13 protein-coding genes are annotated in these 20,185 nt (G+C 38.3%); 5 read left to right on the forward strand and 8 right to left on the reverse strand.

The annotated features are described in order from the left end of the window. Nucleotides 1-222 precede the first annotated feature (222 nt). On the forward strand, nucleotides 223-1,092 hold the full coding sequence (locus ADIARSV_RS15550) for a helix-turn-helix domain-containing protein (protein WP_016196563.1): 870 nt from the start codon (nucleotides 223-225) through the stop codon (nucleotides 1,090-1,092). 262 nt (nucleotides 1,093-1,354) lie between these two features. Here ADIARSV_RS15550 and ADIARSV_RS15555 read toward each other — a convergent pair whose 3' ends face one another. The 4 genes from ADIARSV_RS15555 to ADIARSV_RS15570 are packed head-to-tail and all read right to left on the reverse strand — an operon-like array spanning nucleotide 1,355 to nucleotide 8,139. Continuing rightward, nucleotides 1,355-2,497 carry a cytochrome-c peroxidase gene (locus tag ADIARSV_RS15555; protein WP_016196564.1) on the reverse strand — a complete coding sequence of 381 codons (1,143 nt, stop codon included), beginning with the start codon at nucleotides 2,495-2,497 and terminating at the stop codon, nucleotides 1,355-1,357. Nucleotides 2,498-2,501: 4 nt separating this feature from the next. Further along, on the reverse strand, nucleotides 2,502-4,037 hold the full coding sequence (locus tag ADIARSV_RS15560) for a DUF6850 family outer membrane beta-barrel protein (RefSeq protein WP_016196565.1): 1,536 nt from the start codon (nucleotides 4,035-4,037) through the stop codon (nucleotides 2,502-2,504). A 6-nt stretch (nucleotides 4,038-4,043) separates the two neighbouring features. Next, entirely contained in the window at nucleotides 4,044-5,402 is a 1,359-nt protein-coding gene (locus ADIARSV_RS15565; protein ID WP_016196566.1) for a DUF4876 domain-containing protein, read from the reverse strand. Nucleotides 5,403-5,412: 10 nt separating this feature from the next. Continuing rightward, a complete protein-coding gene (locus ADIARSV_RS15570; protein WP_052017034.1) occupies nucleotides 5,413-8,139 on the reverse strand; it encodes a TonB-dependent receptor in 2,727 nt (908 codons plus the stop codon). Between the two features lie 726 nt (nucleotides 8,140-8,865). Here ADIARSV_RS15570 and ADIARSV_RS15575 point away from each other — a divergent pair. From ADIARSV_RS15575 to ADIARSV_RS15585, 3 genes are read left to right on the forward strand one after another with little or no spacing between them, the layout of a single operon-like run. Next, nucleotides 8,866-10,110 carry a purple acid phosphatase family protein gene (locus tag ADIARSV_RS15575; RefSeq protein ID WP_016196568.1) on the forward strand — a complete coding sequence of 415 codons (1,245 nt, stop codon included), beginning with the start codon at nucleotides 8,866-8,868 and terminating at the stop codon, nucleotides 10,108-10,110. 37 nt (nucleotides 10,111-10,147) lie between these two features. Next, entirely contained in the window at nucleotides 10,148-13,243 is a 3,096-nt protein-coding gene (locus tag ADIARSV_RS15580; RefSeq protein ID WP_016196569.1) for a SusC/RagA family TonB-linked outer membrane protein, read from the forward strand. Between the two features lie 10 nt (nucleotides 13,244-13,253). After that, nucleotides 13,254-15,044, forward strand: a complete 1,791-nt coding sequence (locus ADIARSV_RS15585) for a RagB/SusD family nutrient uptake outer membrane protein (RefSeq protein ID WP_040300345.1) — start codon at nucleotides 13,254-13,256, stop codon at nucleotides 15,042-15,044. Nucleotides 15,045-15,574: 530 nt separating this feature from the next. Here the strand turns inward: ADIARSV_RS15585 and ADIARSV_RS15590 are convergent. Continuing rightward, nucleotides 15,575-17,185 carry an RNA-directed DNA polymerase gene (locus ADIARSV_RS15590; protein ID WP_016196572.1) on the reverse strand — a complete coding sequence of 537 codons (1,611 nt, stop codon included), beginning with the start codon at nucleotides 17,183-17,185 and terminating at the stop codon, nucleotides 15,575-15,577. A gap of 329 nt (nucleotides 17,186-17,514) precedes the next feature. On the opposite strand from ADIARSV_RS15590, the gene ADIARSV_RS21930 reads away from it, so the two are divergent. After that, nucleotides 17,515-17,670 carry a hypothetical protein gene (locus ADIARSV_RS21930; protein ID WP_160166678.1) on the forward strand — a complete coding sequence of 52 codons (156 nt, stop codon included), beginning with the start codon at nucleotides 17,515-17,517 and terminating at the stop codon, nucleotides 17,668-17,670. A gap of 59 nt (nucleotides 17,671-17,729) precedes the next feature. Here ADIARSV_RS21930 and ADIARSV_RS15595 read toward each other — a convergent pair whose 3' ends face one another. The 3 genes from ADIARSV_RS15595 to ADIARSV_RS21935 form a co-directional block, all read right to left on the reverse strand. Continuing rightward, nucleotides 17,730-19,580 carry a DNA/RNA helicase domain-containing protein gene (locus tag ADIARSV_RS15595; RefSeq protein ID WP_016196574.1) on the reverse strand — a complete coding sequence of 617 codons (1,851 nt, stop codon included), beginning with the start codon at nucleotides 19,578-19,580 and terminating at the stop codon, nucleotides 17,730-17,732. Beyond that, nucleotides 19,577-19,906: a nucleotide pyrophosphohydrolase gene (locus tag ADIARSV_RS15600; protein ID WP_016196575.1), complete on the reverse strand. Its 330-nt coding sequence runs from the start codon at nucleotides 19,904-19,906 to the stop codon at nucleotides 19,577-19,579. Before ADIARSV_RS15600 ends, ADIARSV_RS15595 begins: the two co-directional genes overlap by 4 nt. Nucleotides 19,907-19,910: 4 nt before the next feature. Continuing rightward, nucleotides 19,911-20,185, reverse strand: a 275-nt coding sequence (locus ADIARSV_RS21935) for a hypothetical protein (protein WP_200864763.1), incomplete at its 5' end; no start/stop codon positions are given.

The raw sequence follows: 20,185 nt of genomic DNA on the forward strand, positions 1-20,185 counted from the left end.
CGCCCAATGAAGCATTTTTTCCACCTGCTATGTCAATATCATAAATCCCGACGCTCTTCAGGTCGACTACTAATGTTGAATTTCTTTCCATACCATAACGTTTTGATTATGATAAAATTAACTGAAATAAATATTGTTATTTAACATAGTATTAACTACTTTTAATACTATGTTAACCTATTTTAAAGATTAATCTATTATTTAAGTTATAATACTATTAATATGAATCCACATCTTCAAAAAATTCCAATGGATGGAGGGCAATCCTTCAGTGTTCAGCTAGAGATGGGATTAAAATTCAACAAACAATGGCATTACCACCAAGAAGTTGAAATCATTTATATTATCCACGGGTCAGGGACAAGGTGTATTGGTGATAGCGTAGATTATTTTAAGGAAGATCAACTTTTTTTTATAGGTTCAAATGTTCCTCATATGCTGCGTCCTGATCAGGATTATAATCCAAATTATCCTGATGAAGTTGTCGTTATTCATTTTCAACCAGAACTCTTTAATCCCTTTTTATCCTTACCTGAAAACAAGAAGATTGCTGATTTATTGAATCAGGCATCTTTTGGAATCAGCATTCATAGCGAAACACTTCTGTCAGCTAAGGCCCTCATTCATTCTTCAATGATTGCCCGAAATACGGATAGGTTTATAATCCTATTGCAATTGCTTAATTTAATTGCTGGGTCACAAAGTAACCGGATAATATCACATACAGCCTTCGGCTACTCCTTTCATAAGTCGGATGATAGTCGATTAAATCGAATCTTCCATTATACGCTGGCTAATTTTTCCAAAGAAATCACTTTAAAAGAGATTGCTGAATTGGTACATTTATGTCCACACTCCTTTTGCAGGTATTTTAAATCCAGAACCCGAAAGCGGTATTCCTTCTTTTTGCTTGAATTAAGAATTAGTCATGCCTGCAAATTACTCACTGAAAGCAACCTGAGTATCGCCATTATATCTTACGAATGTGGATTGATGAACTTTTCAAATTTCAACAGGCATTTCAAATCCGTTACAGGCAAAACCCCTCTTGAATACAGAAAGAAATTTAATGCTGTGAAAAAGACGGGTTAAGTTTATTATTGAAATACATTTTGAAAAATAACCTAATCAGATAATTCACGACATAATATACGTTACAACCATATTCACCTATGCTATTTAGGTTCGGTTTGTTAAATCATAAACAAAATTTGGTATATGATATGGAAGTATTTGGCTCTTGATCTGAAAATTTGAGATTTGAGCTTGTCCCTGGACACAATGTAAAACGGTGTAATTCGTCACAACAATTTGCTTACCAAATTAACCCTTATGTTTTTATGGAGACTAGTTTTTATTGCGGTAAAACGGGCTGACGCACTTTCCAGGGTTCAGTGGTTATGGATCTCAAAAATGCTACCAGGGCATCTCGTTCTTCTTTAGAAAGGTTTAACTTTTGTAACAGGGGATCTGTTCGTGGAAACAACGGATCATTAAGTTGCTCGGGCTTTGGTTTTGGCCTTGCCATACCGGCGTTATACATATTCATCACGCCATCTATATTTCCAAATAGGCCATTATGAAACCATGGCCCTGTCCGCATTACGTCGCGTAAGCCAGGTGTTTTAAATTTGCCCACATCTTGTGTTACTTTGGTTACGTTGTATAAACCCAAATCCTGAAATTTGTCACGGCCATAATAGGTTAAGCCTTCGTTATGAAATCCGCCATCAGTAAACAGGGGTCCATTATGACAGTTCATGCAACGTGCTTTGGTACGAAACAGATGCAGACCGAGGATCTGTTGATCCGTCATCCGCTTTTTGTTTCCCTGCAAAAAGTAATCAAAATCGGTTTGCCTGCTTACTAGGGTGATCTGGTAAGTTGCCAAAGCTTTTAAAATGCGAGCTTCTGTAACTTTTTTATCTCCAAAGGCTTCTGCAAAAAGCGGCTCATATCCTTTAATTTTCTTCAGCTTACGCGGTAGCGCTTTGATCTCCTGGTGCATTTCTATATCCGAACCGATTGGGCCAGTAGCCTGCTCTTCCAGACTTGCTGCACGACCATCCCAAAACAAGCGCTTAAAAAACCATATATTCTGTACGGATTGTGCATTCCTGGTGTTAGCCATGTGACCATGCCCGATAGATACCTCACGACCATCAGTCCAGTTAAGGTCAGGAGCATGGCAACTGCTGCAGGAAATTTGGTTAGAACCCGAAAGTCTTGGATCGAAGAATAACATTTTCCCAAGTTTAACCTTTCCTTTTACCGAATCTGTATTTTCTGTGAATGGCGGTTTCGGTAATTGACCAAGCTCATTAAATTCGACCCCAGGATCAAGAAACGGCTTGGGCCAGTTTTCTGGTGATTGTGAATATATCTCCCTTAGAGAATCTATGCTTAAATCTGCAGTATTACTAAGTTTGAAAGACTGAAAAGACAAGATGAATAAAAAAAACATAAAAAGAGATATCGCTGCCAGGATCTTTTTCATCGGACTAAAAATAAAGGTTAAAATTCAAATCAATTAGGGTGCGGGATTTACCGGGAATGCTATAGACCGGGTAAGTAGGAGATATCGATTCAAGGCTTCTCAGGTAAGTCGCTTGTAGTTTAATCCCCGTATTAAACTGCTTTATCATATTCCTGGACAAATATTCTATATTTCCTTTTAGCTGTCCCGCTTTGGTATTCTGAAAGTAATAATCAGGATAAATAACGCCTCGGGTGAAACGTGTACCTTCTTTCCTTGGAACAGAGAGGTCACTTTTTAAAGGAAAGATAGCTGAGGGTGCTACTTCAAAAGAGAGGTGTTCCTTATTTTTAAGTTGTTTGTAAAAACCTAAACTTAAACCTGTATGTAATGAGGTATAATCAGCAACAGTAGATTCTCCCGCATCCCTTTTGTAAGTATTGTTGTATAAAACGTTTATTCCAAATTCAGGAGATAGCTCTTTTTCCTTCTTTAAATAGGTATAAGAAAAACCCAAGGAAGATCCTCGGTATAAGTAATTGTTCGCATAAAATTCTGATAACCAATCGTCACCCCTGCTTGAAAGTACATTAATTATGAGTTGCTGATTACGATCAGCATTATTTTTTGAAACTAAAACATCTGCCTTATAGGTGTCCAAACGAAATTTACTAAATATATTATTGTTCTTATAGTCATTAAAACTTGCAACATTGTTATCCAACCAGAATACACGTGCAATATTAGCCTTTAGCTCAAATTCTTTCAATGATAACAGGTAGCTTAGGTTTAAGCCTGAATATTCACGATACCTTGCATTAATCAGTCCGCTACCCGTTCTAAATTTACCATATCCATAAGAAAGATAAGTAACCCTATCTTCATACAAGGTGTTAAATCTAAAGTTCTGGTTTTTGTAACCAATTCCTATTGTTTCATTTCCGTAACCCCAGTCTACACCGAATCCTATCAGCTGATTTTTTAAACGCACTGTTATTTCAGGCTTGATAACAAAAAGGAAATTGCTAATTTCTGGCCTTGGGTCAACAGATCGTGTACTGAGATGATAATTATGTTCTGCACCTAATGATAAATATACCTTGTCTTTCAAAACGTCATAAGAGATTACACCATTTAAGTTATAGTCCTGCCGTTCATATTTCCCTGCTTTTGCTGCAAAAAAATAATACGGCTCTTCCATAAAATTAGTGCCTCGAAGGGTCCATGACAGGCTATCGTCCCAAACTTTATCAAAATTAAAACTGCCCGCAACCTTAAATCGCCCAAGTTTACGTATGCCTTCGGTGTAGAACCTTGTTGTAAAAGTTGAGTAAGCCTGCTGAGCCTGTTTAAAAGGCCCCTTTTCGTAGCTTAACCCAATGCTGGCTTTACCTGAGCTATCAATTCCTGATCCGTTAAGCAGCGTTGCACTATATTTTGCAAACGTTAAACGCTCCCGGCTTTGTTTAAAAAAATAGATACTATCATCCCTGTTTTGCCCAACAGCAAAACAGGGTACTGATAAAACAGCAATTATTAAATAAGCAGTCAACTTATTCATATGTAGTTAAGGAAGTGGCGTAAAATTGAATGAAGCTTCTGATTTTGATGCATCAGCCCGTTCTTTATATCCAAAATCATTGTGAGAATTATTGGTATCCTGCAATACACGTCTTCCGTTTACCGTTTTCACCGTTTTACGAACAAGTGATTGAGATGCGTATTGCCCGGCAGGCACATATGCCGGTCCGGCATCTAATTGATTCTGTAATCTTTTAGGAACGCGCAGTGACGAAACCGGGTTTTCAAGTTCTACGGCATCAATGATAGTGCTGATTGGAATCTGCGGATACAGCTGGGTAGTACTCGTTATGGTTCTGATATTAGGAGATGAATAAGCTGGCCATGTTGCAGGATTTACTGTTGCAGCGACTTTAAAAATTACTAAAGCTTCGTAACCTTTAGCATTAAAAGTAAGGTCATTATCATTCGAGTAAAGCACCTTTAAGTCTGGCACAGCCGGGTTGTTCACATCCCATTTATATGGCGTTGTTGATTTGTTGTAACTAACTAAATTAGCTTCAAATTCAGCAGTACTTAAATCAACGGTCAGGCTTGGATCACCTACGTTTTGAGCAACACCACTGTTCATCACATAAGGCTCCTTATGATTCACAGCAGTCACGGCAATAATAAAGCTCTTTCCCGGTAATACAGGATATTGCTTTCCTGTTCCCGGAACCATAAACATCGAATTAGCATATACATAATCTTCATTAGCGCGCGCGCCAATCATATTTAAAGACTGGTTCCAATCAAATTGGTTGCTGGACAAATAGCCAATATTCGGATAATTAACAGTCACATTGTTCACACCTATTATTTGCGAAAAATAAAGACTGTCGGCATAAAGGGTGCTATTCGAGTTATTATAAATCTCTACAAAACAATCTCTAAAAACCGCACCATTTGTCGTGTGCGAACCGGAATAATAGATTTGTTTAAACAGCCAATCCCCTATTTTCCCTGAAGATAATTTCATTTCAATTGATGAATTGTCTTCTACTACACTTTGATTAGACAGGTTTGTATTGAACACTATATCATCCTCTGTTTTAACACCCGTGATTGTGCTGTAATTTTCAGCTGAAATCGTGATACTACCTTTAATCGTATAGATTCCGGGAGAAATTTTCACGAAAGATGCTACACCACTTTCATTGGTCTTAGCCTGAATGGTTTCATTGTTGCTTAGGTTAATTAATGTGATTTCCGCATCTTTTTTTGGCATTTCCAATCCTGCAGCCTCATCGGTATAAGCTAAGCTAACAACTAGGTTAACTGGCTCTACCGTATTCCAATCATCCTTTTTGCAGGAGAAAATCACACATGCCAATGCCGTTAATAGTAAAATTTGTTTTTTCATTATTTGGGGGTTAAAATTTAAATGAAACGCCTCCTGTTATCGTTAACGGAGAATTTAATTGAGTATATGTTTGTGTTTGTTCAGAAGAGTTATAAGACAGATAAGATGGCCGGATATTAAATACGTTATAGGCATTTATAGCAATATTTATTTTTTTTCTAATCTCTTTTGCTATCTGCAAATTAATGTTTGCGTAGACAAATGGCTGTTTCGTTAAACTCTCCGCAGAGTCATTATAAGTCAGGTAACCATAATCAATATTTGCAGGGTCAAAATTGGTAATTGGATGTATGACATAGTTCTTGTCAATGTAGGCAATTGGGTAACCACGGTTTTCTGGCTTTTTATTTTGCCTTTCCCAGAAAATATCGGCTGATGTTGTGACTATAAAACCTAAACGGGGTATATGCGTACTGCTGCTAAGCTTTGACATGCTTGACCAATCCTTATGTTCTTCAGGCGGATAGACGCCATACCAGGCTTCACGGCCGGCATTGATAAATGAGGCTTCAACTGCTTTAATATTTTGATCTACACTTTTATAATCGCTGTAATTAAATGTCGTGTTTAGCGAAAAAGATGTCTGAATTAATGGTATTTTCTTAATAGCGATAGCAAATTCTGCCCCTTTATTATCTGATGACAACCCATTTGAAGGATTATAATCGCTTATACCTGCATAATTGACAAAGCCGCCTGTCGGGTAATACGTTGTTGGCTGCCCCGATGTATAAATAAATTGAAACTCGGGCAAAGTAATAGTTCTGAAATTTTGCTGATTGCTAAAACCATTCCGGTTATTCTTATAATATAAGAAAAGAGATGATGTAACCCACTTAGATGTAAAGTGACTGCCTATTTCGAATTGAGTTGACTTGGAAGGCTTTAACCGGCTGTTGTCTGAAAGTATCTTTTCTGAATAAACAAGGAACAGGTTAGATGGAGATGTATAAGATTCATAATAATCTTTTATCACAAGGTCTGTATATATTGCGGCCGGATAACGATGGGCAAGTGTTGGGGATTTAGACGAAATGCCATAAGCAGCATTTAATCGCCATTTTTTAGAAAGCTCCAGATTCGCATTTAGACGAGGCTGAATGCTCGAACTGCCATTAGACAGATCATACCGAAGCCCTGCATTAATATTTAGACCTTTTTTGAATATTTTACTTTTATAACTATCCTGAATATAAAAACCATAGTTTATCATTGCTGGTACCAGCTTGTCATAATCGTAGGGGCGTTCATTGGTACCGCCAGTGTTTACCCACCGGGGGTTATCACTATTATCTACAATACCAAGCCCTTTGTTAGCAGATGAAGAAAAATTAGCTCCCGCATTTACTGAATGTGATGCTTGACCAACATAGATTGTATTACTTAAACTTAACGATGCGCTTATATTTTCTGGTTCACCAATTATCTGTTCTACCGCCAGATACCGGCCTGGTAAATAAAACCCTAAGTAAAATCCGGTGGTATCCTTATTGGCTATTCCCTTTGGCAAGCTATTTAAAAGCCATTGCTTATAAGTATCCTGGTAAGCTCTGTTATAAGAAAAGGTTGTGCTGATGTTTGAAACATAGGCGCTTTTTAAATCTAATGATGAGCGGTTACTGATACTCACGGATCGGCTTTTCACATAAGTAACTAGCTGCTCTGCATCATCCGGATCTTGCTTTTCATCATCCGAACGAGTATTGTAGTCAAGGGAAACGGTATTTTTAAATCTCTCTTTAGATTTCCAGGTCCACATTAAACCAGTATTTATACGGTTATAGCTTTGAATTTTATCTCTTGGGTCTTCATTACTATTTAAGTATCCCAAACTGATGTTGACAGCTCCTAAGTTGTTATCAAGCAGATACCCCTTCGATAAAGAAAACTTAGTTGAACCGGCATTTATAGCCACATTTGCCTGGTAAGGTGTTTTACCTGCCTGCCGGTTTATAATTACAGCACCATCTGTCATTTCGCTATACTTTGCTGCTGCTACCCCCTGTACCACTTCAATACTTTCAATATTGTCGGCAGGAATATCGCGTAGATCTAGTCCTGTAAACGGAACATCATAAGAGGTTCCTCCAACACGTCCACTTATGGTTGAACCAGCCATCCCCCATTGAGAAACTGCACGATTTTGCATATTTGCATCGTTTGATTGGCGTATACCATCAATAATAATAGCAACGCCAAGGGAATTACTCATCGCATAGTTGCCGCCCGCTTCACCACGAAGAGTTAGTGTTTGGGAATGATGCAGGTCGGGAGTGACGGACGCTTTTCCGGGCAAATTATTCAGAACATCCATAATACTAAATGCCTGAACTTGCTCAATAGCTTGACGGTTAAACACAATAGAGGAGTTAGATACATCGCTACCATTTCGTTTAGCCGTTACTTCAACATCATTTAATGTAAGGCTCAAATCATCTAATACAAAAAGGATTTCTTTATTGTATTCTGTAGCAAGAATAACCCGTTCTACTGTCTTCTTACCTACCACAGATACTTTAATCGTCACTGATGGTAAATGAGTTATCTTCTCTGAAAATGTAAAATTGCCCTTATGATCTGAGTACACTACACGCTCCAAACTTACCAGCCTAACCGTTGCAAATTCTATGGGCTGGTTTCGCTGATCGAGGACTTTTCCGTGAAGAACAACATATTTACTTTGTGCATTTACAGATACCGAAACAAGAAGAAATAAAAAGAGTAAAAGCCTGTCCACCTATTAAGATTAATTCTAAACAGCCGTAAAGATGCATATAGAAATTATAATTTCAAAGGCTTATTTAGAATTATTAAAAATAATAATCAACAAATCTAATTAGAAATCATAGATCGAAAAAAAGGTTTGGAATGATTAAACAAAGAAAAAACCGCAATTAATTTATTACAGTGCTAAACTTACATAGATAGCGAAATTCTAGATTCCTATTAGGATTTTCGGTTTAGGATGATTTAGGGACAGAAGCATGCCAGTCTTAGCCTATTCAGTCGAGCAGTTTAAAATAAGCCAGTTTGACGCTTGCACATTAAATGTGGTTCATTTGCCGACACACATGCAGATGATCACATTAATTCTTTACACTCATCGTTGTAAATAATGAAGCATTTGTAATGCATTCTTAATCAGTTACCTGGGGAGCCCGGCTATAACATACTCAATTTAAATCCGGGGCACTTTCAAGGAGGCAATCGATATTGTAACAGACATTCTTAGCTGCTTAGCAGCTTAAGGCTGCATATCCAGGACCACCAACGACATGTTCTTGCCTGTAAAGGTTTAAGAAAGATACCTGTCTCCCTCTGCAGGATAGTTTGACGGTTCATACCGAACATTACGGCCAAGCTGGTTAAAAGGTCTGCGTCTATGTCTATTATTTAATACACAATTGTTTTTAAGTTTAAATAGGTCATCTATACTTGCCGAGGTGAATTTTACTAAAAAACAATGGCAAAAGAAAATTTAGACCATCTTAAAAGACGAACTTTCATAGAACATGTATCCAAGGCAGGATTATTTATGTTTCTGCCCTTCTCTACAACTCCACAAAATGAGCCTAAAGGAGCATCTGAAAGTACAAAAGGCAATTCTTTTCTGGTTGAACCTTATCTGCAAAACATGACCTCCGATGGTATTACAATCATGTGGATAAATACAAACAGCAGTGTTAATTGGGTTGAGATTGTTCAGCCCGGAAAATCAAATCAGACAATTTATCAAGAAAAGAACGGCTTAAGAGCAGCAAATAACCGCATTACAAAAGTAAGAATTGATGGATTGTTGCAGGGTACCACTTATCAGTATTATGTAGTATCAAAAGAAATCGAGGTATTTGATCCGTATAAGATCATATACGGTGAAACCATCAGGAAAGGTCCTTTTACATTTAAAACACTATCGAAAGAAACAGATGAAGTGAGCTTTGTCGTTTTAAATGATCTGCACGATCATCCTGAGAACATAACCGAGCTTATGGGAAAGTTGTCTAAAAAGGGTGATTATGATTTTGTCGTATTCAATGGCGACGCATTTAACTGGGTAGATGGGGAAGATCAGATCGTTAAAGATTTGCTTGCACCATCTAATACGGTATTTTCTACTAATTATCCATTTTTGATGGTTCAGGGAAATCATGAGCCAAGAGGCAAATTTGCACGCCAAATGTTTGATTACTTTGATTACCCATCCGACTCTTGTTATTATGCGTTTTCTCAAGGTCCGGTTCGTTTTATCATCATGGATTCAGGTGAAGATAAGGCTGATGATCACATTGAATATTCAGGACTTGTTTCTTTTGACAAGTATCGGGAGAAACAAGCTCGCTGGTTGGAAAAGGAAATACAAAGCAAAGAATTTAAGGACGCCACATTTCGGGTGGTTTTTATTCATATTCCTGTTTTTCATTCTGGTGATGGACATGGTACCCTACATTGTCGGGAACTTTTCAACCCACTATTTAATAAGGGGAAAATAGACCTTTCCATTTCAGGTCATACGCATCGTTATGGAACTTTTGACGCTGATCCTAAGACTCACAACTATCCTATTGTTATCGGGGGAGGGCCAGGATTTGCAGGCAAAGGTGGGGGTACCCGTACCATCATCAAAGTCAAAGCCACAGAAAAGACTCTAGCACTGCAAATGTTAATTGATGACGGTACTGTAGTAGGCGAGTATAACCTAAAGAAATAAAACAAGTCCTATTCATTTTCAATAAATTTTAATTAAAATGTTTAAAATATTAGCTGTATTTTTCAATGCTGTCATGCTGATTTTAGTTACGCTTATTGCATCATCCGGTGATTCCAAAGCGACTATTATTCCAGTTTCCCGACATGCTCAAGACCTTATTGTAACCGGTAAAGTTGTGGATGAAAAAAGAGAACCGCTACCAGGGGTTTCGGTGAGGTTAAAAAACACGACTATAGCAACTAGCACCGATTCGGAAGGAAACTACCGAATAGCTGTTCCTAGGTCAGGTGCTGTATTGGTATTTAATATGCTTGGATTTTCAAGCCTTGAAAGAGTTGTTACCGGTACTTCATTAAATGTTTCTTTAGAAACAACATCAAGCAGTTTAGAGGAAGTTGTAGTTGTCGGGTATGGCACACAAAAAGTAGCCACCGTAACCGGATCAATAAGTTCTGTAAAAGGCGATGTACTTACTTCGTCTCCCGCTATAAACTTATCCAATTCCTTAGCCGGCCGACTACCAGGTCTTGTAGCTGTAACACGGTCGGGGGAGCCAGGTGGCGATGCTTCTACATTGCGTATCAGGGGAGGAAATACACTAGGAGACAATTCTCCCTTAATTGTTGTAGATGGAATTTCCAATAGAGGTTTGGAAAGGTTAAATCCCAATGATATTGAAAGCGTAACGATTCTAAAGGATGCCTCGGCTGCCATTTATGGTGCACAGGCTGCGAATGGTGTTATCTTGATTACTACAAAAAAGGGAAAGCTTGGAAAACCACAAGTGACACTTACCTACAATCAGGGCTATAGTACACCCACAGTCATTCCTGAAAGCACAGATGCTGCCACTTACCTGGAAATGCTAAATGAAATAAGCAGTTACGCAGGACAAGCTCCGAAATATACCCCGGAGATATTGCAGAAATACAGGGATGGTTCAGATCCCTGGCTATATCCGAATACAGATTGGTTTGCAGAAACTTTCCAGGATGCAGCTCCTCAAACAACAGCAAATCTGAATATATCCGGAGGACAGGAAAATCTAAGATATTTTATTTCTGCCGGAATGAATAATCAGGATGGGATTTATAAAAACAGTGCGACCAAATACAAGCAAATGGATTTCCGTATAAATTTAGACGGTAATCTTTCGAAATATCTGAAATATGGAATCAATGTCGCTGCCAGAGAAGAAAACAGGAACTACCCAACCCGTTCAGCAGCTGACATTTTTAGTATGATTAGGAGGGGAAAACCGAATATGCCCGCCTTCTGGCCAAATGGAATGAATGGGCCTGATATAGAATATGGAAATAACCCTGTCGTTATTACCACTAGCCAAACCGGATACGACCGGAATAAGACAAATATCCTGCAAACAAACGCCAGGTTTGAGTTGACTGTACCTTGGGTGCAAGGGTTGTCGCTTACTGGTAATGCTGCACTTGATAAAAGGAATGACAATGACAAATTGTGGCAAATTCCCTGGTATTTGTACTCTTGGGATGGTGTAACGTATGATGCGAATAATTCGCCTGTGCTTATAAAGGGGCAGAAAGGCTTTACCAACCCCCAACTCACCCAAGAAATGGAGGATAGTGACTTACTTACACTAAATATGCTCCTCAATTATCAAAAGAGTTTTAAGGAAAAGCACAATCTTAAATTCCTGCTGGGTGTAGAGCGAATTTCAGGAGAAACCATGGGATTCTCTGCTTTTCGTAAAAACTTTATATCACCGACCATAGACCAGTTATTTGCTGGTGGGGATGCGGAAAAGACAAATTCCGGTTCTGCCTCTGAACAGGCTCGCTTAAACTACTTCGGGCGTGTAAACTACGACTTTAAAGGGAAATATCTATTTGAATTCCTGGGGCGTTATGATGGTTCGTATATTTTCCCTGAGAGTAAACGCTTTGGTTTCTTCCCAGGCGTATCATTAGGTTGGCGAGTATCGGAGGAAAAGTTTTGGAAGCCTCTAAGTCCGGTAATTAGTAACTTGAAAATCAGAGGATCATGGGGCCAAACTGGAAATGACCGAATCAGTACTTATCAATACCTATCCAGCTATGGCTTTGCCACAGGCGCCTCTAACGTTTACACCTTTAACTCAACTGTAGAAAATAAAATTCTTAGTGAGCTGCGCATACCAAACCGGAATGTAACCTGGGAAGTGGCTAATCAGTCGAACATAGGGGTCGATGGAGAACTCTTTAAAGGAAAAGTTTTTTTCACAGCCGAATACTTTTACAATCATAGAACAGATATACTTTGGCAGCGAAATGCTTCTGTACCTAGTTCTAGCGGCCTAACCTTACCGAGCGAGAACATCGGTGAGGTAATTAATAAGGGCACAGAATTTGAACTAGGTTATCGAAATAATGATGGCGCATTTAAATACAGCGTATCAGCTAATTTAAGCAGTAACAACAACAAAATAGAATTCTGGGACGAGACACCAGGCATTCCCGAGTACCAGCAGTCTACCGGCAACCCAATGAACGCTGCGCTTATTTATAAAGCCATTGGTATTTTTCATACCCAAGCTGATGTAGATGCCTATCCGCACTGGACAAACGCACGTCCAGGCGACATCATTTTTGAAGATGTTAACAACGACGGCGTAATTGATGGTCTGGATAAAATACGTATGGACAAAACCGATCTTCCTACGAAAATAGTTGGGCTAAACCTTAATTTATCCTATAAAGGCATCTATGCCAATCTGTTATTCCAAGGCGCTTTAGGAGCTGTACGCAACAACTACTTTGAGATGCAAGGAGAAGGAGGGAATTATCTTATTCAGGACGTTGAAGGCAGATGGACAACAGAAAATCCAGATGCAGACAAGCCTAGAATTTGGAATAGGTATAGTGAATATTGGAGAAGTAATTCAAACACCTACTGGTATCAAAGTTCAGACTATTTAAGACTGAAAAACTTAGAAATCGGTTATACATTACCAGCTTCTTTTACCAAGAAATTAGCCGTTAGCAATGCGCAGATTTATTTCTCCGGGATGAATTTATTGACTTTTACAAAAGTGAAAGACTTTGATCCTGAGTCTGTATCCGGAATTGCGTATCCTTTAAACAAGGTCTATAATTTAGGAATTTCCTTAACTTTTTAAACAAACAGATATGAACCGTATATCTAAGTTATTTATATTATTTGCCATGTTATCAGTAGTTGGTTGCAAACAGGATTTCCTTGAAACACAACCTTCTTCTGAGTTTTCAGAAACTACCGTGTGGAGTGATCCGGCATTAGCCGAAACCTTCTTGAATCAGATCTACTTCAGGCTTGATGAACCCCTTACCGTTGGCAGAATGAAAGCCAATCTTGTAGATGAAGCACATTATCGTGGAAATGCCGCCTCATTCAACTTTAATAACAGTTTAATTACCCAGGATGATATCCCTGGCTGGGGAAATCAAAGCAGGTACCGCTCTTGGGCGGATGTGTATAAATCCATTCGATACTGCAATATATTCTTTAACAAAATTGCCGAAGTACCTGAAAGTGATGCTTTGGTTGATGGAAAAACGGTTAAAGACAGGATGACAGGAGAAGCACATTTTCTTAGGGCATATTTGTATTTCAATTTAAACAGTGTGTATGGAGGAGTGCCAATTCTAACAGATGTCTATGAACTGGATGGTGATTTCAACGTAGCCCGGAATACTTTTAAGGAAACAGTTGAATTTATTGTTAGCGACCTTGATCAGGCCGCAGCGCTTTTGCCCAACGTAAATAGTGGCAATAACAAAGGACGAGCAACAAAAGGTGCTGCACTTGCTTTGAAGGCACGGGTACTATTGTATGCGGCCAGCGACCTTTATAATACGCCTGTATTTTCAAATTATGCTAATCCCGAGTTAATTGGTTACACAGATGGCAACAGAAGTACAAGGTGGCAGGCAGCGAAAGATGCGGCAAAGGCAGTGATTGATCTTGGTGCATATCGTTTATATAAAGCGATTCCCGCCCAGACAGATTCCATCGCCCAAAACCTGACAGAAGTCATTCTTTCCAACTATACAGAGGAAGACATTTTTGTCAAATTTTTCACCACGCCTATGGCTCAAAATTTTGGTTTATATTCTGCACCCAATGGTTATCATGGCTGGGGTACCAATGCGCCGATCGCAGAACTAGTTGACGATTTCGAAATGGCAGATGGAACAAAATTCGATTGGAACAATCCTGCAGAAGCTGCTGAACCCTATAAAAACCGGGAGCCTCGCTTTTACGCTACTATTCTTTATAACGAAGCACCATGGAGGGTACGTCCAGATGATGTAAAAGGATTGGATCCGCTAAATAAGGTACAGACTGGTATCTCGCAAAGATGGAACAGTACAACGAACAGCATGGTTGAAGTATATGGCGTTGACACCAGAAAAAGCACTATTGAGGACTGGAATGGCTCTTATACCGGCTACTATGTACGAAAATATATGGATCCAACTGTAGAGCCCCTGTTTGTCAAACAGTCTTTAACCTGGCGCTTTATCAGATACGCAGAAGTATTGTTGAATTATGCTGAAGCGTGCATTGAACTAAATCAAGATGAAGAAGCACGTACCTATATCAATCAAGTGAGAACAAGGGCCGGTTTACCAGGTCTTACAGAATCCGGATCAGCACTACGTGCACGCTACAGGAATGAAAGACGTATAGAGCTTGCTTTTGAAGATCACCGATTCTTTGATGTAAGGCGCTGGGTGATTGGCCCCGATGCCTATAAGCCCATACACGTAGCCAAAGCTTTGTATAAGTTAAATGCAGATAAGAGCACAGCCCTGCGCCCGACAGTAACCCACGATCCTTTTGAAAAACATGCCTGGATTGATAAAGCATATTTCTTGCCAATTTTACGGGATGAAATGAGCAAAAATCCACTCTTAATACAAAACCCGGGCTATTAGCCGAATGTAATCCAATCATTAACATAAATGATACTATAAATATTAAGATACAAATGATTAATTTATCGCTAATTAGACCATGATTACTTCGAAAATGCAAACATGTTCATTTGGTAATCGTGAAATAGGCCTCGTTTATGTATTTATAATCGCTAAGACAGGATGTTAGGTCCAAAAAATAATATTTAGAAGAAACTACTCACCGATAAAGCGGTTCGTAAAAAAATTACCAAGTTTACGGCATGTTGGACAAACTCCCTCTATAATGAGAGTTTGTCCTTTTTTACTATGAAGATTGCGAAAAGCTTAAACATCTTCTATGGATCAGTTTGGTTGCGAATATGCAATTTTCAAATTGGCTTTAAATCCGCTGATGAAGTGAAGGATAGACATGGTAATGCAGAGAAAAATAGGCATACAACTTTGTAAGCTGTTTTCCTTTGAAACGAAATCCGATCAATATCAAATTTAAGATACTCCAACTAAAAGTCATAAATCTAAGCACCCCTGCGACCATTTTTACTAAGATACTATTTAGCCCATTTAAGGATGAGCATTTCGAGAATATCATCTTTATTTAGTCGCTGGCGAATCGAACTGTGTAAAAATTTCTTTTGATCTAGGGGCAGATTTTTTGTGGCAATAATATACGCCCGCCTCGTCCATGGCGAAAAGCGATCTTGCTCCTCTTTTAATTGAAATATCCAGCCTTCAGCGTCCTCATACTGTGCGCTCGACAAAAGGATTTTACGTCGGAGATCTTCGTTCCCGTTCTTAAAGAGCGAAATAAGTTTATCAATATGATTCAGATTATTATTATAAACGAAAAGATTTAAAAGCGAAATTTGATAAAACGGATTAGACTGAACGATTTCATCTTCAAATATTTCGAATATGATATCGCCCACATCTTTCCAATCCGACTCATAATTTTCTGCACATGAATTAATGTAAAGACAGACATCATTTAAAGCAGGAAGTAGATCTTCAAAGTTCTCCATCGAGTAATCAATAGCATCGGGAAGTCCGATTTGTGAGAGACGACGATAAAACCATCTCAACTTGCTGAAGTTTTTATCCGCTAAATACGTATCCAGAAGGGTTACAATATTTTTTTTGGAGAGTATGGCAAGGTGTTTGTCGCTGATCACTTCAAGGTTTATCTTTTTATAAGGATCTCCTCCGGTATACCGTTGTATAATTTGAATAATCTCTACCTCTGCATCATAAACTGCGTCTTCAATCAACAATTGTTTAGTATGATTTAAAAATTCAACTGCAGTAAAAATTTTTGTCTTTTGCCGTTGCAATACCAGCCGTTGTTCCTTATCAAGCATCTCTGCTAATTGTTGAATACGAATACGGGCTTCTTTCTCGCTGTTACAAAAGAATACAAAGTCATCCACGTACCTTTTGTACTCAATACCTTGCAACCTTAAGCTTTTATCAATTGGCACCAAACTTAGTTCTGCTAACAAATGTGTAGTATGTGGCCCTATCGGAATACCTCTGGAACTATTTGCATTTAAAGATAAAAGCAACTCTTTGATAGCTTTTTGTGCTTGGTTGGGTATTGTACAAGCTGCTAATTGGTTTTCAATAGTATGTAAGTAGATTTGATTATAAAAATCTGAAATATCACAGGTCACGACATGACTGTAATCATCAGTCAATGAAAACTCGAAGGTGTCATCATCGTCATCGTCACCTTCATGGTGCCTAGTCGTTTTCATAGCTATCTCTTGCCGATAAGCACGCCAAAATGTATTCCAAGGATTTTTATTTGCATATAAGGTACCATCTGCCAATGGCTTAAAGCGATAGCTGAATACGGTATCTTCATTTGCTCTACGACTTTCGATGCTATTTCCAAATTCGTAAATAATCGCACCCAAAACGATGCTATCAATCAACTGCAATTGAGTACCAATTCTATACGCAACATCATCTTTAGGGACGACAAATCTCCTGGCAGCGTTCCAATTATAAGACCCTAATTCGATGTCGATCAATTTTGTGATCAAGTCTTCTTTTAAATCTTCGACCACATCTAATTCTTTTGGCCTTGGAAATAAATCGGTATCACTTTCTTTAAACAGATGTTTGATAGCCCAACGGTAGGAATTTTCTGCGAGTTTCATTAAGTCTTGAGTAAGGTCCAAAATTGCGAAAAAAAATCATTCCTTATCTATTTCCCTATTTAAAACTCATCCCCTTGCACAAAATCTCATCCGCCGGCGTCTTTATCCGTTTTTCTGTTTGATACTATGAATCAAATATCCTTTACAGTAAATCTTCCAGCACCTGTTCTGTATTTGTTCGGAAACTATAATCCTTAAGTATCGCATAAAAAAGACTGCAGCTTTTCCTAGTATGAGCCTTCCTCTCACTTACATTACCCTAATCTCGCTAAATGATTCGATGGATTTTCTGGTGCATTTTATCCCCAGTTGAGACTTATAGACTATTTATGCGCCTACAATATTTTTCTGACCTGCAGTTGAAGTTCACTGAAAACAAGAAATTTATTGAAAACAATCCACTTGAACCGAAAGGAGATGTATTGGTGTTGGCAGGAGATGTAATACCGGTTACATTGATTGATCAGTACATGGACTTCTTTTAAAGATGGTCTGCTCTTAGAGCTAGAACGAACCTGCAGAGAATTCAGCCTGTAATATTTCGCTAAAGTAAGGATTTAAAATAGGTTTCCGTTTCTTTGTCAACACAATAAATATAACACCCTTTCATTCCCCTTGACATTAACGTTCGGTAAGTATTTTTGATAATCTGATCCAAAAGCACCTTCGTTTCTGATGCATTGTTTTTCAATCGTTGCCTTTTACCGTAAGTGGCTGTGTCGTCACTTGCTCTTTTAAAGGCATCAGTAATTATTTCCCCATTCCTAACCACTAAGTCGGGACCAATAATAACCCCTATATAATCTACTTCGAGACCTTGACTAGTGTGGATGCAGCCAACCTCTGTTACAGATTCTGGGTTCATGATCCAGAGCATTCCATCTGAGCCTAAGTTCCAACGCATAGAAAAATCATGCTCAGGAATTGTTATATCCTTTATCGATTCGTCATTCTTACCCGTCCATTTCCAACAAATACCTGCCAACAATCTTGCCTTATTCCTTTCTTTGTTTTTTTCAAAAATAATATCCCTAAGCTTATTAGGATCGTCAAATACCCGAAAATCATATTCTTTTGTATCTAAAATAACATTGGCAGTTACTTTGACTTGCAACGAATTGTCTAACCATGCAAGATAGCCGTCAGAACCTCCACATCGAAATTGGGAAGTCAAAACATTAGTTGTTATCGCAGCATTATAAAAGGTTGCCCACTTCCTTATTTCATCGTCCGATCCTATATCGTTTAAAGTTACTTTTTGATCCTCATCAAGAAAAAACACCGCACACTTAGAAGAATTTATAATTTCTTTGATTTGATTTTCTCCCTTTTTAAACATCCCTGATTTTTCGTTCAAACGATGGGCTTCATCTATAATCAATACATCATATGCATTGGATTTTGTTTCAGTAAAGGAGCCTGATCCTTTAAAGAAATTAGATATTTCACTTTTCTTCATAGAACCAGTGAGTTTACTTTCGTAAACGACTCGAGGTGCCGAGTTTCGTGTAACATATGATGCAAAGAGGCCCTTTTTGGAGAGTTTTGCTAACAAATTGATAGCTACAACAGACTTACCTGTTCCTGGTCCTCCATGAATAATTATGACATTTTTTTTAGGCACTTCCGAACTCGTCGCAAGAGCCAGAACTTCCTCTTGAACGATCTTTTGCGCATCAATCATGATGAACTCTGCATTGTTCTTGAGCATTGAATTAATATTGTCCGCTAATGCCTTGGATGGTCTTATTCGACCATTTTCAATACGTAGGATCATATCACGTTTATCCCCGTATTTAATAAATGAAGCGATGAATTCCCTCAATTCAATTTTATTATCTTTACAAAACACCGGAGCCTTGGCTAGATATTCACTATAAAACGAATTTGTAATAACGGATATATCCCGACAATTGTGTAAATAAGCGCATGGTTTCAGCTGAATATTTTCAGAGTAGACAGTTTCGTTAAACCCATAAAGCAATGCTGAATAAGACCAAGCCTGGTAGCTAGGGTGTAGCTCTTCACTCATACCCTGCTTAAAACGGGTGCGTACAATTGCATCTTTATTTGTCATCTGGATAGTATCCCACTGTTTCAGCTCGATCAAAATTGCGTGTTCAGTACCAATGTCATCCTGTCCAGAAACAATGAAGTCAATCCTGTTTCCCGTACTTGGAATATTATATTCTATTGCTATACCTGCATCATTAGGAATTGATCCCGATCGTAGAATAGTAGCCATGTATTGCAAAGAATTTTGCCATGAGCGATATTCACTATCGCCAACTTTTCTTCGCAGTTTAGTAAGGACACCCTCTCTTACTATATCTTCAATAATCAAATTGTCAATATCACCTAAAAATTCACCTTTAGACTTTTTATAAACGATCATAATTCATTATACTTTTTAGCATTCCCTTTGGCTTTATCTGCGGGATATTTCAGGTTGTTTTTGTTGATCTTGTCCTGGATGATTTCAGGAACTGACAATTGATGCTTTTCTGCTAATAAAAAGCAATAGGATAAGATATCAGCCAACTCATCTTTTAGCTTTTCCCTAGAAATTTCTTCATTCCCTTTCCAAAGAAAAAGCTCTAGCAATTCTGAAGATTCAATGGAAATAGCAAGAGCCAGGTCTTTTGAATTGTGAAACTGTTTCCAATCTCTTTCATCCCTAAACTTAATTAGCTTTTGGATAATAATCTCTATCTCTGACATGTTTTTAGTTGGACAATTGTTTAGCAATTTTATATTCCTGATCAAAGGGCAAGCCTATTTGCGATAACATATCAGGAATTGCGATTGCCCAGCTTACATAAAAATAAGCGATCATCTGGTAACCACTAAATTTTCTTCCATTAAGTGACGGTACGGAGTAATTATCTTTTTTGGGATCAATACCGCTGCGCCCTAACATTGCAATTTCAAAGGCAGTTTCTTTTATTTTTTCTTGGGGCTGCTTACTGAATAGCTGGATAGCACCAACCATATACATAC

The sequence above is a fragment of the Arcticibacter svalbardensis MN12-7 genome (assembly GCF_000403135.1).
Lineage (GTDB): Bacteria > Bacteroidota > Bacteroidia > Sphingobacteriales > Sphingobacteriaceae > Arcticibacter > Arcticibacter svalbardensis.

What these genes read in the sequence shown, in the direction of transcription:
- ADIARSV_RS15550 (WP_016196563.1), top strand. Translation starts at nt 223, where the DNA reads ATGAATCCACATCTTCAAAAAATTCCAATGGATGGAGGGCAATCCTTC.
- ADIARSV_RS15555 (WP_016196564.1), bottom strand. Translation starts at nt 2,497, where the DNA reads ATGAAAAAGATCCTGGCAGCGATATCTCTTTTTATGTTTTTTTTATTC.
- ADIARSV_RS15560 (WP_016196565.1), bottom strand. Translation starts at nt 4,037, where the DNA reads ATGAATAAGTTGACTGCTTATTTAATAATTGCTGTTTTATCAGTACCC.
- ADIARSV_RS15565 (WP_016196566.1), bottom strand. Translation starts at nt 5,402, where the DNA reads ATGAAAAAACAAATTTTACTATTAACGGCATTGGCATGTGTGATTTTC.
- ADIARSV_RS15575 (WP_016196568.1), top strand. Translation starts at nt 8,866, where the DNA reads ATGGCAAAAGAAAATTTAGACCATCTTAAAAGACGAACTTTCATAGAA.
- ADIARSV_RS15580 (WP_016196569.1), top strand. Translation starts at nt 10,148, where the DNA reads ATGTTTAAAATATTAGCTGTATTTTTCAATGCTGTCATGCTGATTTTA.
- ADIARSV_RS15585 (WP_040300345.1), top strand. Translation starts at nt 13,254, where the DNA reads ATGAACCGTATATCTAAGTTATTTATATTATTTGCCATGTTATCAGTA.
- ADIARSV_RS15590 (WP_016196572.1), bottom strand. Translation starts at nt 17,185, where the DNA reads ATGAAACTCGCAGAAAATTCCTACCGTTGGGCTATCAAACATCTGTTT.
- ADIARSV_RS21930 (WP_160166678.1), top strand. Translation starts at nt 17,515, where the DNA reads ATGCGCCTACAATATTTTTCTGACCTGCAGTTGAAGTTCACTGAAAAC.
- ADIARSV_RS15595 (WP_016196574.1), bottom strand. Translation starts at nt 19,580, where the DNA reads ATGATCGTTTATAAAAAGTCTAAAGGTGAATTTTTAGGTGATATTGAC.
- ADIARSV_RS15600 (WP_016196575.1), bottom strand. Translation starts at nt 19,906, where the DNA reads ATGTCAGAGATAGAGATTATTATCCAAAAGCTAATTAAGTTTAGGGAT.